The 14,909-nt window shown below is 65.3% G+C and carries 15 protein-coding genes; 9 read left to right on the plus strand and 6 right to left on the minus strand.

Annotated elements, in window-relative coordinates; genetic code table 11:
* Positions 1-108 precede the first annotated feature (108 nt).
* Positions 109-1,161 carry an NADP(H)-dependent aldo-keto reductase gene (locus tag LJ656_RS01595; RefSeq protein ID WP_230507521.1) on the plus strand — a complete coding sequence of 351 codons (1,053 nt, stop codon included), beginning with the start codon at positions 109-111 and terminating at the stop codon, positions 1,159-1,161.
* Positions 1,162-1,313: 152 nt separating this feature from the next.
* On the opposite strand, the gene LJ656_RS01600 is transcribed toward LJ656_RS01595, so the two are convergent.
* Positions 1,314-2,699: a M20 family metallopeptidase gene (locus LJ656_RS01600; protein WP_230507522.1), complete on the minus strand. Its 1,386-nt coding sequence runs from the start codon at positions 2,697-2,699 to the stop codon at positions 1,314-1,316.
* Between the two features lie 289 nt (positions 2,700-2,988).
* Here LJ656_RS01600 and LJ656_RS01605 point away from each other — a divergent pair, with 289 nt between their 5' ends.
* Together LJ656_RS01605 and LJ656_RS01610 are read left to right on the plus strand one after the other, a co-directional pair.
* Entirely contained in the window at positions 2,989-3,972 is a 984-nt protein-coding gene (locus LJ656_RS01605) for a LysR family transcriptional regulator (protein WP_230507523.1), read from the plus strand.
* Positions 3,973-4,318: 346 nt separating this feature from the next.
* On the plus strand, positions 4,319-4,741 hold the full coding sequence (locus LJ656_RS01610) for a hypothetical protein (RefSeq protein WP_230507524.1): 423 nt from the start codon (positions 4,319-4,321) through the stop codon (positions 4,739-4,741).
* Between the two features lie 115 nt (positions 4,742-4,856).
* Here LJ656_RS01610 and LJ656_RS01615 read toward each other — a convergent pair whose 3' ends face one another.
* Together LJ656_RS01615 and nodI are read right to left on the minus strand one after the other, a co-directional pair.
* Positions 4,857-5,684, minus strand: a complete 828-nt coding sequence (locus LJ656_RS01615) for an ABC transporter permease (RefSeq protein ID WP_230507525.1) — start codon at positions 5,682-5,684, stop codon at positions 4,857-4,859.
* A gap of 43 nt (positions 5,685-5,727) precedes the next feature.
* Positions 5,728-6,642: a nodulation factor ABC transporter ATP-binding protein NodI gene (gene nodI / locus LJ656_RS01620; protein WP_230507526.1), complete on the minus strand. Its 915-nt coding sequence runs from the start codon at positions 6,640-6,642 to the stop codon at positions 5,728-5,730.
* A gap of 327 nt (positions 6,643-6,969) precedes the next feature.
* Here nodI and LJ656_RS01625 point away from each other — a divergent pair, with 327 nt between their 5' ends.
* Positions 6,970-7,437: a universal stress protein gene (locus LJ656_RS01625; RefSeq protein WP_230507527.1), complete on the plus strand. Its 468-nt coding sequence runs from the start codon at positions 6,970-6,972 to the stop codon at positions 7,435-7,437.
* 86 nt (positions 7,438-7,523) lie between these two features.
* On the opposite strand, the gene LJ656_RS01630 is transcribed toward LJ656_RS01625, so the two are convergent.
* The 3 genes from LJ656_RS01630 to lexA all read right to left on the minus strand — a co-directional run bounded on the left by LJ656_RS01630 (position 7,524) and on the right by lexA (position 9,424).
* Positions 7,524-8,138, minus strand: coding sequence for a DUF2939 domain-containing protein (locus tag LJ656_RS01630; protein WP_230507528.1), 615 nt, complete (start codon positions 8,136-8,138; stop codon positions 7,524-7,526).
* 150 nt (positions 8,139-8,288) lie between these two features.
* Positions 8,289-8,630, minus strand: a complete 342-nt coding sequence (locus LJ656_RS01635; protein WP_230507529.1) for a hypothetical protein — start codon at positions 8,628-8,630, stop codon at positions 8,289-8,291.
* 131 nt (positions 8,631-8,761) lie between these two features.
* Positions 8,762-9,424, minus strand: coding sequence for a transcriptional repressor LexA (gene lexA / locus LJ656_RS01640; RefSeq protein WP_230507530.1), 663 nt, complete (start codon positions 9,422-9,424; stop codon positions 8,762-8,764).
* Positions 9,425-9,737: 313 nt separating this feature from the next.
* Here lexA and LJ656_RS01645 point away from each other — a divergent pair, with 313 nt between their 5' ends.
* From LJ656_RS01645 to LJ656_RS01665, 5 genes are all read left to right on the plus strand, one after another.
* Positions 9,738-10,784: a sulfate ABC transporter substrate-binding protein gene (locus LJ656_RS01645; protein WP_230507531.1), complete on the plus strand. Its 1,047-nt coding sequence runs from the start codon at positions 9,738-9,740 to the stop codon at positions 10,782-10,784.
* Positions 10,785-10,879: 95 nt separating this feature from the next.
* Positions 10,880-11,779, plus strand: coding sequence for a sulfate ABC transporter permease subunit CysT (cysT, locus tag LJ656_RS01650; protein ID WP_230507532.1), 900 nt, complete (start codon positions 10,880-10,882; stop codon positions 11,777-11,779).
* The gene (gene cysW / locus LJ656_RS01655) at positions 11,776-12,792 is read left to right on the plus strand and encodes a sulfate ABC transporter permease subunit CysW (RefSeq protein ID WP_230507533.1); all 1,017 of its coding nucleotides are present in this window, start codon (positions 11,776-11,778) and stop codon (positions 12,790-12,792) included. Before cysT ends, cysW begins: the two co-directional genes overlap by 4 nt.
* Positions 12,793-13,851: a sulfate/molybdate ABC transporter ATP-binding protein gene (locus LJ656_RS01660; RefSeq protein ID WP_230507534.1), complete on the plus strand. Its 1,059-nt coding sequence runs from the start codon at positions 12,793-12,795 to the stop codon at positions 13,849-13,851.
* 103 nt (positions 13,852-13,954) lie between these two features.
* Positions 13,955-14,881, plus strand: coding sequence for a CysB family HTH-type transcriptional regulator (locus LJ656_RS01665; RefSeq protein WP_230507535.1), 927 nt, complete (start codon positions 13,955-13,957; stop codon positions 14,879-14,881).
* The last annotated feature ends 28 nt before the right edge of the window (positions 14,882-14,909 follow it).

Raw genomic sequence — 14,909 nt, forward strand, 5'->3', positions numbered from 1 at the left:
AAGTAGCCGGCGCAGGCGGCAGCCCGCGCATTCTAGCGTGTGTGCAGCTCTCGCAGCGGCGTGGTAACGTCTGCGCTTTCCGTTCACCTCTTCGACAGGACAAGTTAGATGGAATACCGCAGACTCGGCGACTCCGACGTGCAGGTCAGCCTGATTGGTCTGGGCACGATGACCTGGGGCGAGCAGAACACCGAACAGCAAGCGCATGCGCAGATCGACTACGCGCTCGATCACGGTGTGACGCTGATCGATACCGCCGAAATGTACCCGGTGCCGCCGCGCGCCGAAACGCAAGGCTCGACCGAACGCTACATCGGCACGTGGCTCGCGCAGCACAAGAGCGCGCGCGAGAAGATCGTGCTCGCCACCAAGATCGCCGGCCCCGCGCGTCAGCCGCACAATCCGCGTCATATCCGCGGCGCGGACAACCAGTTCGACCGCAAGAATCTGACCGAGGCGCTCAACGACAGTCTCAAGCGTCTGCAGACGGACTACGTCGATCTGTATCAGCTGCACTGGCCGGATCGCAGCACGATGACGTTTGGCCGCCCCGTGTATCCGTGGGTCGACGACGCGTACACGGTGCCGATCGAAGAAACCCTGTCGGTGCTCGCCGAATTCGTGAAGGCCGGCAAGGTGCGCCATATCGGCGTGTCGAACGAAACGCCGTGGGGCGTCGCGCAGTTTCTTCGCGCGGCCGAAAAGCTCGGCCTGCCGCGCATCGTCAGCATCCAGAATCCGTACAGCCTGCTGAACCGCACCTACGAGGTGGGTCTGTCCGAGTACGCGCATCGCGACAACATCGGTCTGCTCGCCTATTCGCCACTCGCGTTCGGCTGGCTGTCGGGCAAGTACGAAGGCGGCGCGCGTCCGGCCGGCGCGCGTATCACGCTGTTCGAGCGCTTCCAGCGCTACAGCAAGCCGCATGCGGTGCAGGCCACCACGCGCTACGTCGAGCTCGCGAAGCGGCACGGCATGTCGCCCGCGCAATTCGCGCTCGCGTTCGTCAACAGCCGGCCGTTCGTGACGAGCAATCTGATCGGCGCGACGTCCCTCGAGCAGTTGAAGGAAAACATCGCGAGTGCCGACGTGAAATTGTCGGCGGAAGTGCTCGCGGAAATCGACGCGCTGCACGAGTTGCAGCCGAATCCGGCACCGTAAGCGCCGTTGCCGTGGACGTCGCGAGCGCTGCGCGTGCAGTGAAAAAGCGGCGCTCACGGCACGCGCTTGATGTGATGGTTAGGCGGGTTGCGGGGGAAGGGGGGCCGAACTGAGCGGCCCGCAGCCCGCAGCCCCCAGCCCGCCACAGTCACTCATCTTCGCGGCGAATTCTCGCCCAGATCCCAGAACAATCCCGCCATCATCTGCAGCCCCTCGCGCACGACCGGGCCGAGCAGATGTTCGTTGGGCGCATGCTGCGAGCAGGCCGGATACGAGTGCGGCACCCAGATCGTCGGCAGTCCGAGCGTATCGGCGAACACTTCGTTCGGCAGCGTGCCGCCGAGGTTCGGCAGCACCGCGGTCTTCTTGCCGGTGGTCTGCTCGAGCGATGCGATCGCCCACTCGACCCACGGATCGTCCGGATCCAGCCGCGTGGCCGGCGCGCCGCGTTCGACTTCGATCTCGACCAGTTGAAAGCCGTGCGCATCGAGATGCTCGCGCAGATGACGGCCGAGGTTTTCCCAGTTGGTGCCGACCACGAAACGCAGTTGGCAAACCGCGAACGCCGACGACGGAATCGCATTGACCGGGTTCTCGGGGTTGCCCGCCTTCAACGCCAGCACCTCGAAGCTGTTCCAGCCGAATACGCGCTCCGGCGCGCTCAGGCCGGGCTCGCCCCAGTTGTCGTCGACCGCCGGGTCGCCGGGGCCGCCGCCGACCGCGATGTCGGCCAGCGCGCGGCGCACGGCCGGCGGAATCGGCGGCGGGCGCAAGCCTTCGACCGCGATCACGCCGCGCGCATCGACGAGGCTCGCCAGCGCATTCGCGAGCACGGTGGCCGGGTTGCGCAGCAGCCCGCCCCAGTTGCCCGAATGATGCGCGCCGTCGCGCAGATTCAACGACAGCCGGAAATTGACGGCGCCGCGCGAGCCGAGAAACACGGTCGGGCGGCGCGCGGCGAGGCGCGGGCCGTCGGAAGCGATCAGCACGTCGGCGGCGAGTTCGTCGCGGTGCGCGCGGCAGATCGCATCCAGTCCGGGCGAGCCGGTTTCCTCGCCCATCTCGATCAGCAGTTTCGTGTTGAAGCCGAGCTTGCCGTCGCGCGCCGCGAGCACGCTGGCGAGCGCGGCGAGATTGATCGAATGCTGGCCCTTGTTGTCGGCGGTGCCGCGGCCGAACCAGCGCTCGCCTTCGACCGTCACCGTCCACGGATTCAGCGGCGCGCGCCACTGGCTGTCGTAGCCGCGCACGACGTCGCCGTGGCCGTAAATCAGGACGGTCGGCAGCGCGTCGCCTTCATGGCGGTTTGCGAGAAGGAACGGGCCGAAGCCGTCCACCGGGTTATCGACGATGCGCGTGCTGAAGCCAAGACGCTGCGCTTCGGGCTCGATCTCATCGGTCAGATACGACAGCAGCAGCGCGCCGCGCCCGCTCTCCTGACTTTCAGTGCGAAAGGCGACGCGCCGGCTCAGGTCGGCAAGAAAGGCGCCGGAGTCGAAATGCCGGGTAGCGTGCTCGATCGCCTCGGTGCGGCTCATGGGGTGTCTCCAATGCGGGGGTATCGTGGGGGAAGGGGCGCGAGGCTCGATGGGGAGCCGGTCGATCCGGCACGCAAGCGCCGATGCCATCAGTGGCCTGCACTTTGCGACTGATTCTAGAAGCGCATTATTTTTGTCACAATGATCGTGTTTCGAAGCTTGCGTTGCCGGAAAGGCAAAGCTCGCACACGAGGCGAAGCGTTTTTTCAGCGCCGCATGCGCGTGAACGCACGCCCGCGCAGACGCGTGATCCGTGAATCGTTGCAACCGACCGGAAAGAGGCAATCGAATGGCACGTTCCCTGCACGGCATCGCGCTGCGCTATTTCGTCGAAGTCGCGCGCAGCGGCTCGCTGAGCGATGCATCCGAACGGCTGCACGTCGCGGTATCGGCGATCAGCCGGCAGATCGCACGGCTCGAAAGCGAGCTCGGCGCGACACTGTTCGAGCGGCGGCCGCGCGGGATGGCGCTATCCGAAGCCGGTGAGCGGCTGCTCGGGTACGCGCAGCGCAGCCTGCTCGAAGCTGAGCACGTGATGAAGGAGATCGGTGGTCTCGCGACCCTGCACGGCAGCCGCATCAAGGTGGCGACCGCCGAGGGCTTCGCGGTCGATTTCCTGCCCGCCGCGATTGCCGATTTCCGTCGCGAACACCCGGGCATCGACTTCACGTTGTCGGTGATGGCGCCGGCCGACGCCACCCGTCAGGTGCGCGACGGCGACGCCGACCTCGCGATGACCTTCAGCCTCGCGCCGGAGAAGGGTGTCAAGGTCGAGCACACCGAACGCTCGCCGGTCCTCGCGCTGGTGCGCGCCGATCATCCGCTCGCCGCGCGCGCGAAATTGTCGTTGGCCGAGGTGAGCCGCTATCCGCTGGCGCTGTCGGAAGCGGGCACGACGATTCGTCAGTTGATCGACATCACCTGCGCGCTCGAAGGCATCCTGCTCGAGCCGGACCTGATCTGCAACAACAGCGGCTCGATGTATCGCTATGCGCAGAAGAGCGGCGCGATCATGTTCACCGGCCTGCTGACGGTGCGCGATCGTTACGCGGACGACGGCTTCGTCGCGATTGCGTTGTCCGATCCGCAGATGCGCCAGCGCAGCATTCAAGTGCAGACGATGGCCGGCCGCGAGTTGCCGCCGTCGGTGCGCGCGTTTCGCGATCACCTGATTGCGCGGATCGTCGACGCGAAACCGGCCGGCACGGCGGCGCCGAAAGGGGCGCGCGCGGGCGGTAAGCGTGCGCCGCGACGCACGCAAGCGGGCCGGTGAGGTAGGTCCTTCAGGTGGGCCGCTCAGGTGGGCCGCTGACGCGGGCCTCGGAAGCACGCGTAAACGCCCCACGAAACAACGGCGAGCGCACGCTAAACGGGCAAATGTCCTCCCGGAATGCGAATCACGACCTAAACTGTGGTGGACGGGCGCGGCCCCGGGCCTCCGGCATGCATGCGCAACCATCACGAACACCGGGGCAATCATGACAATCTCATTGCGCTCGCGCGATGCCGCCCGCGATGCTGCAACGCACACTGTCGGCATCATCGAATCCGAACAACAAACGCGGCGCGTCGTTGGCACGGCGCAACCGGCAATCACAAGGCGATAGGACCACCAATCAATGGCGCAACAAAAAACCAATCCGAAACTCGAACAGGCGCTCACGCGTGGCGATCTGGCAATCCGGCAGGCGAACTCGGCGCGCGCAACCGCGTTGTTGCGGGCGCTCGCGAGGATGATCGTCGATGCGTCGGCAACCATCGGCGTCGAAGCGTTCACGCTGATTCACGACGGCGACAAGATCTACGATCCCGCCGATGGGCTGTGGCCGCAGGCGCTGCTGATTTCGCTCGATGGTCCGGTCGAGGATTCGGACCCCGACGAACTGCGCACGATCCGGCTGCTCGCGAACGATCCGGGCACCGTGTTCCGGGTCGAGTGGCAGCGTGCCGACGGCAAGATCGGGCGACATGAGGGCGGTCCGTTCGCGACTGTCGCGTTCATCTCGGACGTCGAGATTCCGTGGACCGACGACGAAGATTGACGCGGTAAGTCAAAAGATTCGCCGGCGACGGCGCAGAGGTACGGTCAGCGCGGGCGCATGTGAAATGCGCGCGCGGCTGGCCGTTTTCGCATGATGGGCGAGGGCGGCCTCGCGCCTACTTCATCATCCGGCGCCGGAACAGGATCGCCGACACGATAAAGCCGCCCACCGCATACGCGGCTAGCACACTCACATGCAGCAGCGCATGTTCGAGCGGTCGCCCCAGCATCGCGGGGCGGATCAGTTCGACCGCGTTCGCAAGCGGCAACGCTGCGGTCACGATCTGCGCGGCGGCGGGCAATTGCGAGGTCGGAAAGAATACGCCGGAGAGCAGCAGCATCGGCGTGAGCACCAGCGTCTGGTAGAACATGAAAAAGTCGTACGACGGCGCGAGCGCGGTCACGATCATCGCGACGCTCGCGAATGCGAGACCGGCGAGCACGATGACCGGCAGCGCGAGCAGCATCGACGGAAAACTCGCGTAGCCGAGCGCGCCGGCCACCAGCATGATCGCGATGCCCGACAGCACCGACTTGCTGGCCGCCCATGCGACCTCGCCGAGCACCACGTCGCCGAGCGACAGCGGCGTATGCATGATCGCCTCCCACGTGCGCTGCACGTGCATGCGCGAAAAGCCCGAATACATTGCTTCGAAACTCGCCGACATCATCACGCTCGACGCCGCGGTGCCGGCCGCCAGAAACGCAATGTACGACACGCCATCGACGTGTCCGACCATCAGCCCGAGCCCCAGACCCAGACCGAACAGATAGATCATCGGATCGGCGAGATTGCCGAACATCGATGCAAGCGCGAGCTTCTTCCACACCAGATAATTGCGCCGCCAGACCGCGATCCAGTTCACCGCGTTGGCCGGGAACGCGGCGAACGGTTGCTGTGCGGACGGCGTGCCGTCGTGAGTGTCGTAGGTGCGTGCGTCCATCAGAGTTCTCGCGTATGTCGTGCGTGGCGGGTGCCGCGCATGATCAGTCCTGCATCTCGCGGCCGGTGAGCCGCAAGAACACATCTTCGAGATTGGCTGGCCGGTGCAGATAGCGCAGACCAGTGCGTTGCTTGAGCCGCGCGTGCACCGGCTGCGCGTCGTTCACGTAGCAGAAGAGCGTTTCGCCGCTGATCTCGGTGCGCTGGGCGAGCGGCGCGAGTTCGTCGCGCAACGCCTGCGGATCGGGACCGTAGATTTCGATCACGTCGCAGCCGATCTCCGACGCAATCAGCTCGCTCGGCGCTCCCTCGACGATCTTGCGGCCTTCCTCGATCACGCACAGCCGGTGACAAAGCCGTTCGGCTTCTTCCATGAAGTGAGTGGTCAGCAGGATCGTCTTGCCGCGCGCGAGCAGCGAGCGCAGCCGTTCCCAGATCAGATGGCGCGCCTGCGGATCGAGCCCGGTGGTCGGCTCGTCCATGATCAGCACGTCGGGGTCGTTGATCAGCGCGCGGGCGAGCGTCAGGCGCCGCTTCATCCCGCCCGACAACTCGCTGACACGCGCACCGGCCTTGCTTTCGAGCCGCGCGAATTCCAGCAGACCGGGCACCGCGTCGCGGCACTGCGCGGCGCTCAGGCCGAAGTAGCGGCCGAACACCAGCAGGTTTTCGCGCACCGTGAAATCGGGATCGAGATTGTCGAACTGCGGCACCACGCCGACGCGCGAACGCGCGATCCGCGCGCGGCCCGGAATCGGTTCGCCGCACAGCCGGATCGCACCCGCATCGGGCGCCGCGATGCCGAGCAGCATCCGCAGCGTGGTGGTCTTGCCCGCGCCGTTGGGGCCGAGCAGACCGAAGCACTCGCCGGCGTTCACATGAAACGATAAACCGTCGAAGACGGTTTTCTCGCCGTAGCTTTTCCTGACCTGGTGAAATTCGATGGGGGCGACAGACATGGATCGAACCGGGCTCCGAAGATCATGCAAGGCATGCGTGCTGCGTGAGCGGCCGCAAGCGCCGCGAAGCCGCCTATTCTAGGGGGTATGGGCCAGCGTTGCGAAGCGCTGTCCGGGAACGCGAAATGCATGCGATGCGGGGGGCCGCGGTGGAAGTATTGCGCTGCGGCATCCGTGCGCAACGGACATGCGCTTTTCGCCCAACCCCTGTGCAGACTGGATCACGATGCACCGACTCCGCACTTAGCGGTTTCCATCCCTTGTCAGCCCAATTGCGGCGCACCATGATTGACTTAGACCGCGCTTCCCGCGCGAATGGAGAAAACGATGGCGAGCTACCAGAAAATCTTGTTGTGCTACGACGGCTCGCGCGAAGGCCGTAAAGCCCTGCGTTGCGGCGCCGACCTCGCACTGGATCTGAAAGCGGAAACGCATCTGCTGTCGGTCGTCGATATGCGTTCGAGCATTGCGCAAAGCGCGGGCCTGTTGACCGACGTCGCGTGCGGCAGCTTCGAAAAAACGGCCCGCGAAATTCTGCAGGAGGGGGTGAACTGGCTCACTGAGCGTGGCGTGAGCGCGCAAGGGCATTTCGCGTTCGGTCATCCGATCGACGAGATCGCCAATCTGGCCAACGAACTGCATGTCGACCTCGTGGTGGTCGGCCATCGCTGCCGGACCGGTTTGTCGCGCTGGTGGATGGGCGCGGGCAACACGCCGCTGCTCGACCGCGTGTCGTGCAGCATTCTGGTTGCGTGCTCGTCCGGACAGGAACAGCAGCAGGCGGAGGCCGCGTAAGCGGACGGGCGCTGAAAAAGCCTGATGCGTGACTGGCCTCGCCGGTCAGCCACGCATCCATTCAGACATTCAGGCGCAGCTTAACCTCACTCGTTCAGATTGATCGCCGCAAGCTTCCACGTGATCACCCCTTCGCGCCGGAAGATCGCCGAGTAATTCGCGTTGCCTTCGCCGCGCTGATAGGTGACGACGAATTCGTTCAGGCCGCGGTAGCCGGCGGTGCTTCGCCGCGCGGGCGGTGCCGCGTTCGGCGCACTTGCGGTGTCCGCGGCTGCGGCTGCGGGCGCGCCATCGGCGCCGGCCGCGGGCGCTGCCGGTTGTTCGCCCGGCGTGCCGCGCGGCGGCATTCCGTTGAGCAGCGCGGACACGCCATCGGGGGTGGCATACGCGTCGACCAGCGGACCAATCAGCGTCACGCCGATCACCGCGCCGATCGTGGCCATCTTGTTGCCGGCGTCGGCTTCGAGGCGGCGCGTCAGCATCGCGCCGACCTGCTGCTTCAGGCTGTCGCGCAACGCAGGGAAGTCCACGTACTGATTGACCGTCTGAACGTCTCGCGCATCCGCCGCGCGTTTCAGATTGTTCACCGCGATATACGGCGATGCATAAACAAACCCCAGCGCAGCAATCACGATCACCACGATCAGTGTGATCAGCAGCGGCCGGGTGGCACTGCCCTGGAAACGTTTCGGCATTCTCATCGAATGGGACTCCCCGTCAGTGATGATCAAACGTTGACCACGGCGAGTTCGGAACGATCCCACTCCGTACGAATATCCGGACATCCGATGCATGCTGGATGCGTGCCGGGAATTCGCGCGGGCGTGGCTCAGGTATCGGTCATGCTTCGCTCACGCTTCGAATACCGCGCCGTGGTTGGCTTCGTCGGCTATGCAACGGTCGATCATACGACATACGGCGTCGACTGTGCCGACCATGATCAGCCGCGACGGCCCGTGATAGACCCGCACCGGCGCGCGCCGCGCGGGCTCGGCGAGATTCAGGCCGGAATTGAGCGACACGCGTGCGAACGCCGGCAACGACGACGGCAGACCGGCGGCCGGCACCGCTTCGTCGAACAGCGACGGCGTCTGCGCCGCGGGTGCTTCGAGCGGGGCGCAGGACGTGAGCTTGCGCAGATGGCGCAGACGACCGAACTGGCGAAAAGGCAGCAGGCGGGCAAGGCGTTCCATGAGTCTCTCCAGACGATGCGACGTGAATGCGGCTTGGTTTCGGAGAACCGGCCGAAGCGAGGCACGCGTGCAGCACACGCGGCGCACGCGGCAAGCGTGCGTGACAGGCGCTCCGGCGAACAGCTGGGGCGTTAGAACTCGCCGGGGCGGATCAGCCCGACGGCGATCCCTTCGAGCGCGAATTCCGCGCTGCCGGTCGCCACGAAGATGTTTTCGTAATCGGGGTTCTCGGCGATCAGTTCGAGGCCGTTCGGGCGGCGCTTCAGGCGCTTGACGGTCACGTCGTCGCCAAGCCGCGCGATGATGATCTGGCCGTCCTTCGCTTCGCTGCGTTTTTGCACCGCGAGCAGGTCGCCGTCGAGAATGCCGGCGTCGCGCATCGACAGACCGCGCACTTTCAGCAGGTAGTCGGGCTTGCTCGAGAACAGCGCCGGGTCGCACGCATAGTGCTGCGAGATATGTTCCTGCGCGAGGATCGGGCTACCTGCCGCGACCCGGCCGATCAGCGGCAGCGACAGCTGCATCAGCGCCGCATGCGGCAGCGTGAGCTGATGCGGCGCGTCGTCCAGCCCCGGCGTCTGGCCGCCGAGCAGGCGGATGCCGCGCGACGCGCCGGCCGCGAGCTCGATCACGCCCTTGCGCGCCAGCGCGCGCAGATGTTCTTCCGCGGAGTTGGCCGAGCTGAAGCCCAGTTCGGCGGCGATTTCGGCGCGGGTGGGCGGGAAGCCGGTGCGTTCGATCGCACGTCGGATCAGATCGAAAACCTGCTGCTGGCGGGCGGTGAGTTTGGTCATGGGTCACTGTATGTATGAACAGGTGACTGTATTTTTATACAGTATTCGGCGCAATTCAAGCTTTACTTTAAGTTCGTCGCGACGCCCGCGCGGGGGCGTCGTTTTCCCGCGTCATCGCAACGATCCCGATGTTCAAGCGACGAGCGCGTCTGTCGTTACCACTTTTGCGTATTAAAAAATGAATAAACATTATTTTTAATGATGAAAGCGCTTCGATAGACTGGCTCCCGGGTTGGCGCTCATGTGCACGTGACCGCGACACAGAACAACATCAGACGCTCATTAGCGGACCATCACGCGGAGAAAAGTTGACATGAACCATCGACACACCGGCCTTGCGGGCCGCACCAAGAAACTGTTCGCGGCTCTGGCGGTCGGCGCGGCCGGCGCGCTCGCAATGTTCGGCGCGAGCGGCGTCGCGCACGCCGACACGACGCTGCTGAACGTGTCCTACGATCCAACCCGCGAGCTGTATCAGGACGTCAATCAGGCGTTCGGCAAGGAGTGGAAGGCCAAGACCGGCGAGACGATCACGTTCAAGCAGTCGCACGGCGGCTCCGGCGCGCAGGCCCGCTCGGTGCTCGACGGTCTGCAGGCCGATGTGGTGACGCTCGCGCTCGCTTACGACATCGACGCGATCGCGAACAAGGGTCTGCTCGACAAGGGCTGGCAAAAGCGCCTGCCGGACAACGCGTCGCCGTACACGTCGACGATCGTGTTCCTCGTGCGCAAGGGCAATCCGAAGCACATCAAGGATTGGGACGATCTGATCAAGCCGGGCGTGTCGATCGTCACGCCGAATCCGAAGACCTCGGGCGGCGCGCGCTGGAACTATCTGGCCGCGTGGGCGTACGCCGAACATCAGCCGGGCGGCAACGACCAGAAGGCCAAGGAATTCGTCGGCAAGCTGTACAAGAACGCCGGCGTGCTCGATTCGGGCGCGCGCGGCGCGACCACCAGCTTCGTGCAGCGCGGGATCGGCGACGTGCTGATCGCGTGGGAAAACGAGGCGTTCCTGTCGCTGAAGGAGTTCGGGCCGGACAAGTTCGAGATCGTGGTGCCGTCGGTCAGTATCCTCGCCGAGCCGCCGGTCGCGGTGGTCGACAAGGTGGTCGACAAGCACGGCAGCCGCAAGATCGCCGAAGCGTATCTGAACTTCCTGTACAGCGAGCAGGGCCAGGAAATCGCCGCGCGTAACTTCTATCGGCCGCGTTCGAACAAGGTGCCGGCCGAGTTGACCGCGAAGTTTCCGAAGCTGAAGCTTTACACGATCGACGATTCGTTCGGCGGCTGGGCCAACGCGCAGAAGACCCACTTCGCGGACGGCGGCGTGTTCGATTCGATCTATCAACCGCAGTAAGCTACTTTCGAGCGCGTCCTTCGGGGCGCGCTTTCGACTAGCCGGATCCGCCGGTTAGCGAGCCAGCAGGCAACAACCCGAGAACCGAGTATCGAATGACGACGTTGACCTTCCGCAAGCCGAGCGCGCTGCCCGGCTTTGGCCTGACACTCGGCATCACGGTGGCTTATCTGAGCCTCGTGGTGCTGATTCCATTGGCGGCGACCTTTCTGAAGACCGCGACGCTCGACTGGGACCAGTTCGTGCGCGCGGTCGGCTCGCCGCGCGTGCTCGCGTCGTACCGGCTGACGTTCTTCTCCGCGCTCGGCGGCGCGCTGATCAACGCGGTGTTCGGTTTTCTGGTCGCGTGGGTGCTGGTGCGCTACTCGTTTCCGTTCAAACGCATCGTCGATGCGGTGGTCGATCTGCCGTTCGCGCTGCCGACCTCGGTGGCCGGTATTTCGCTCGCCGCGGTCTATGCGGGCAACGGCTGGATCGGCCAGTTCATCGAGCCGCTCGGCATCAAGATCGCGTTTACGCCGGCCGGCGTGCTGGTCGCGCTGACCTTCATCGGTTTGCCGTTCGTCGTGCGCACGGTGCAGCCGGTGCTCGAGGAGTTCGAGCGCGAGCAGGAGGAGGCCGCCGCGTGCCTGGGCGCATCGCGCTGGCTGACGTTTCGCCGCGTGGTGCTGCCGGCCGTGTTCCCGGCGCTGCTGACCGGCTTCGCGCTCGCGTTCGCGCGCGCGCTCGGCGAATACGGCTCGGTGATCTTCATTGCCGGCAACGTGCCGATGAAGTCGGAGATCACGTCGCTGCTGATCATCACCAAGCTCGAACAGTACGACTACGCGGGCGCGACCGCGCTGGCGGTGGTGATGCTGGTGGTGTCGTTCCTGATGCTCCTGTTGATCAATACGTTGCAGTGGTATCTGCAGCGGCGCACCGGCCGCGGCAGCGCGGGTCCGGCGCCGGCGGCGGCCGGCAACGTCGCCGCGATCGGTGGAGGCGCGCAATGAATCGCACCCCGAAACAACCTGTCGCTCAGGTGAGCGGCGCGCGCCGTCCCGATCCGGTCACCGAGCCGCCGCTGGTGCGCTGGCTGCTGACCGGCATCGCGTTGCTGTTTCTCGCGCTGTTTCTCGTCGTGCCGCTCGCCGCGGTGTTCTATCAGGCGCTGAACAAGGGCCTGCGTTTTTACTTCGAAGCGCTCGCCGATCCGGACGCGCTGTCGGCGATCAGGCTGACGCTGATCACCGCCGCGATCGCGGTGCCGCTCAATCTGGTGTTCGGTCTTGCCGCGTCGTGGTGTATCGCGAAGTTCGAGTTCCGCGGCAAGGCGCTTCTGACCACGCTGATCGATCTGCCGTTCTCGGTGTCGCCGGTGATCTCGGGGTTGATCTACGTGCTGATGTTCGGCGCCCAGGGCTGGTTCGGCCCGTGGCTGCAGGAGCGCAACGTGCAGATCATCTTCGCGGTGCCGGGCATCGTGCTCGCGACGATTTTCGTCACGTTCCCGTTCGTCGCGCGCGAGCTGATTCCGCTGATGCAGGCGCAGGGCAACGACGAGGAAGAGGCCGCGCACGTGCTCGGCGCGTCGGGCTGGCAGATCTTTCGCCGCGTCACGCTGCCGAACGTCAAATGGGGCCTGCTGTACGGCGTGATTCTGTGCAATGCGCGCGCGATGGGCGAGTTCGGCGCGGTGTCGGTGGTGTCGGGCCATATTCGCGGGCAGACGGACACGATGCCGCTGCACGTCGAAATTCTCTACAACGAGTACAACTTCTCGGCCGCGTTCGCGGTGGCCTCGCTGCTCGCGCTGCTCGCGCTCGTCACGCTCGGGCTCAAGCTGCTGGCCGAGCGCCATATGTCGGCGGAGCTTTCCGCCGCGCACGACGTGCCCGCGCATGCGGGTCCGGCTGCGAGCGCCGGCGCCGGCCAGTCCAGCAGTTCGCAGTCCGCTTCCGAATCGTTTTTCGTCAACGCCGCGCCTGCGCCGCAGCGACACCCGCTCAAGCAAGGAGAGCTGTAAATGGGTATCACCGTTCGTAACCTGCAAAAGCGCTTCGGCGATTTCGTCGCGCTCGACAACGTGTCGCTCGACTTCCCGCCGGGCGAACTCGTCGCGCTGCTCGGACCGTCCGGTTGCGGCAAGACGACGTTGCTGCGCGTGATCGCCGGGCTCGAATACGCGGACGGCGGCCAGGTCGAGCTGCAAGGCCAGGACGTCGCGTCGGTCGGCGCGCGCGAGCGCGAAGTGGGCTTCGTGTTCCAGCATTACGCGCTGTTCCGTCATATGACGGTGTTCGAGAACGTCGCGTTCGGGCTGCGCGTGAAGCCGCGCAAGGAGCGGCCGTCGGAGAAGGTGATCCGCGAGAAAGTGCATGAATTGCTGAAGCTGGTGCAACTCGACTGGCTCGCGCAGCGCTATCCGTCGGAGCTCTCGGGCGGGCAGAGGCAGCGGATCGCGCTGGCGCGCGCGCTCGCGGTCGAACCGAAGGTGCTGCTGCTCGACGAGCCGTTCGGCGCGCTCGACGCGAAGGTGCGCAAGGAATTGCGTAGCTGGCTGCGGCGCCTGCACGACGATCTGCATATCTCGACGATCTTCGTCACGCACGATCAGGAAGAGGCGCTCGAAGTGGCCGACCGGATCGTCGTGCTCAATCGCGGCCATGTGGAGCAGGTCGGCAGTCCGCAGGATGTCTACGACCATCCGCAGACGCCGTTCGTCTACGAGTTTCTCGGCGCGGCGAACCGGCTGCATGGCAACGTGGATGCGAGCGGCTTCATCGTCGACGGCGCGGCGCTGCCGGTCGCGAGCGCGGCCGGTTTCAGCGGCCCGGCGTTCGCCTATGTGCGGCCGCACGATCTGCAGCTGTATCCGCAGGCGGCCGGGCATCGCGAGGGGATCGTCGTCGACGTGCGGCGCGTGGTGACGCTCGGCGGTTCGGTGCGGGTCGAGCTGGCTGGCCGCGAAGGCAATCTGCTCGAGGCCGAACTCGATCGGGAAGCGTGGCGCGATCTGCAACTCGGGGTCGGCGACGGCGTGACCGCGGTGCCGCGTGCGTTGCGGGTGTTTCCGGCGAACTGATGCACCGGGCGGCGACGAGGCACGCTGCCCGCTAACAATAATTTCGGCCGCCCAAGGGCGGCTTCAATAACTCTATCTACTCTGGCGGTACCGGAGACAAACGATGAATTTCCAGCAACTGCGCTTCGTGCGCGAAGCAGTGCGGCAGAACATGAACCTGACCGAAGTGGCGAACGTGCTGTACACGTCGCAGTCGGGGGTGTCCAAGCAGATCAAGGACCTCGAGGACGAACTGGGCGTCGATATTTTCATTCGTCGCGGCAAGCGGCTCACCGGCCTGACCGAACCGGGCAAGGCGGTGCATCAGCTGATCGAGCGGATGCTGCTCGACGCGGAGAATCTGCGCCGCGTCGCGCGTCAGTACGCGGATCAGGACAGCGGCCACCTGGTCGTCGCGACCACCCACACGCAGGCGCGCTATGCGCTGCCGAAGGTGGTCCGGCAATTCACGTCGGTGTTCCCGAAGGTGCATCTGGCGCTGCGCCAGGGCAGCCCACAGCAGATCGCGCAGATGATCATCAACGGCGAGGCGGATATCGGCATCTCGACCGAAGCGCTCGACCGCTTCCCCGACATCGTCACGTTCCCGTGCTATTCGTGGCATCACGTGGTGGTCGTGCCGAAGGATCATCCGCTGGTCGGCCGTCCGAACCTGACACTGGACGAGATCGCCGAATTCCCGATCGTCACCTACGATCAGGACTTCACCGGCCGCTCGCATATCGACCAGGCATTCGCGAAAGCGGGCGCGTTGCCCGACGTGGTGCTGACCGCGATCGACGCGGACGTGATCAAGACCTACGTCGAACTCGGGATGGGGATCGGCGTGGTCGCGGCGATGGCCTACGATCCGAAGCGCGACACCGAACTGGTCGCGCTCGATACCCAGCATCTGTTCGAGGCGAGCACGACGCGGGTCGGTTTGAGGAAGGGCGCGTTCCTGCGCGCGTACGCGTACCGGTTGATCGAGATGTTCGCGCCGCAGTTGAACGAGGCTGAGATCGCCGCGCAGTTGCGCGAGGCGGCTTAAAGCGGACTAGCAGCATAAGGCGACCTTG

The organism is Paraburkholderia sejongensis, from assembly GCF_020880815.1.
Lineage (GTDB): Bacteria > Pseudomonadota > Gammaproteobacteria > Burkholderiales > Burkholderiaceae > Paraburkholderia > Paraburkholderia sejongensis.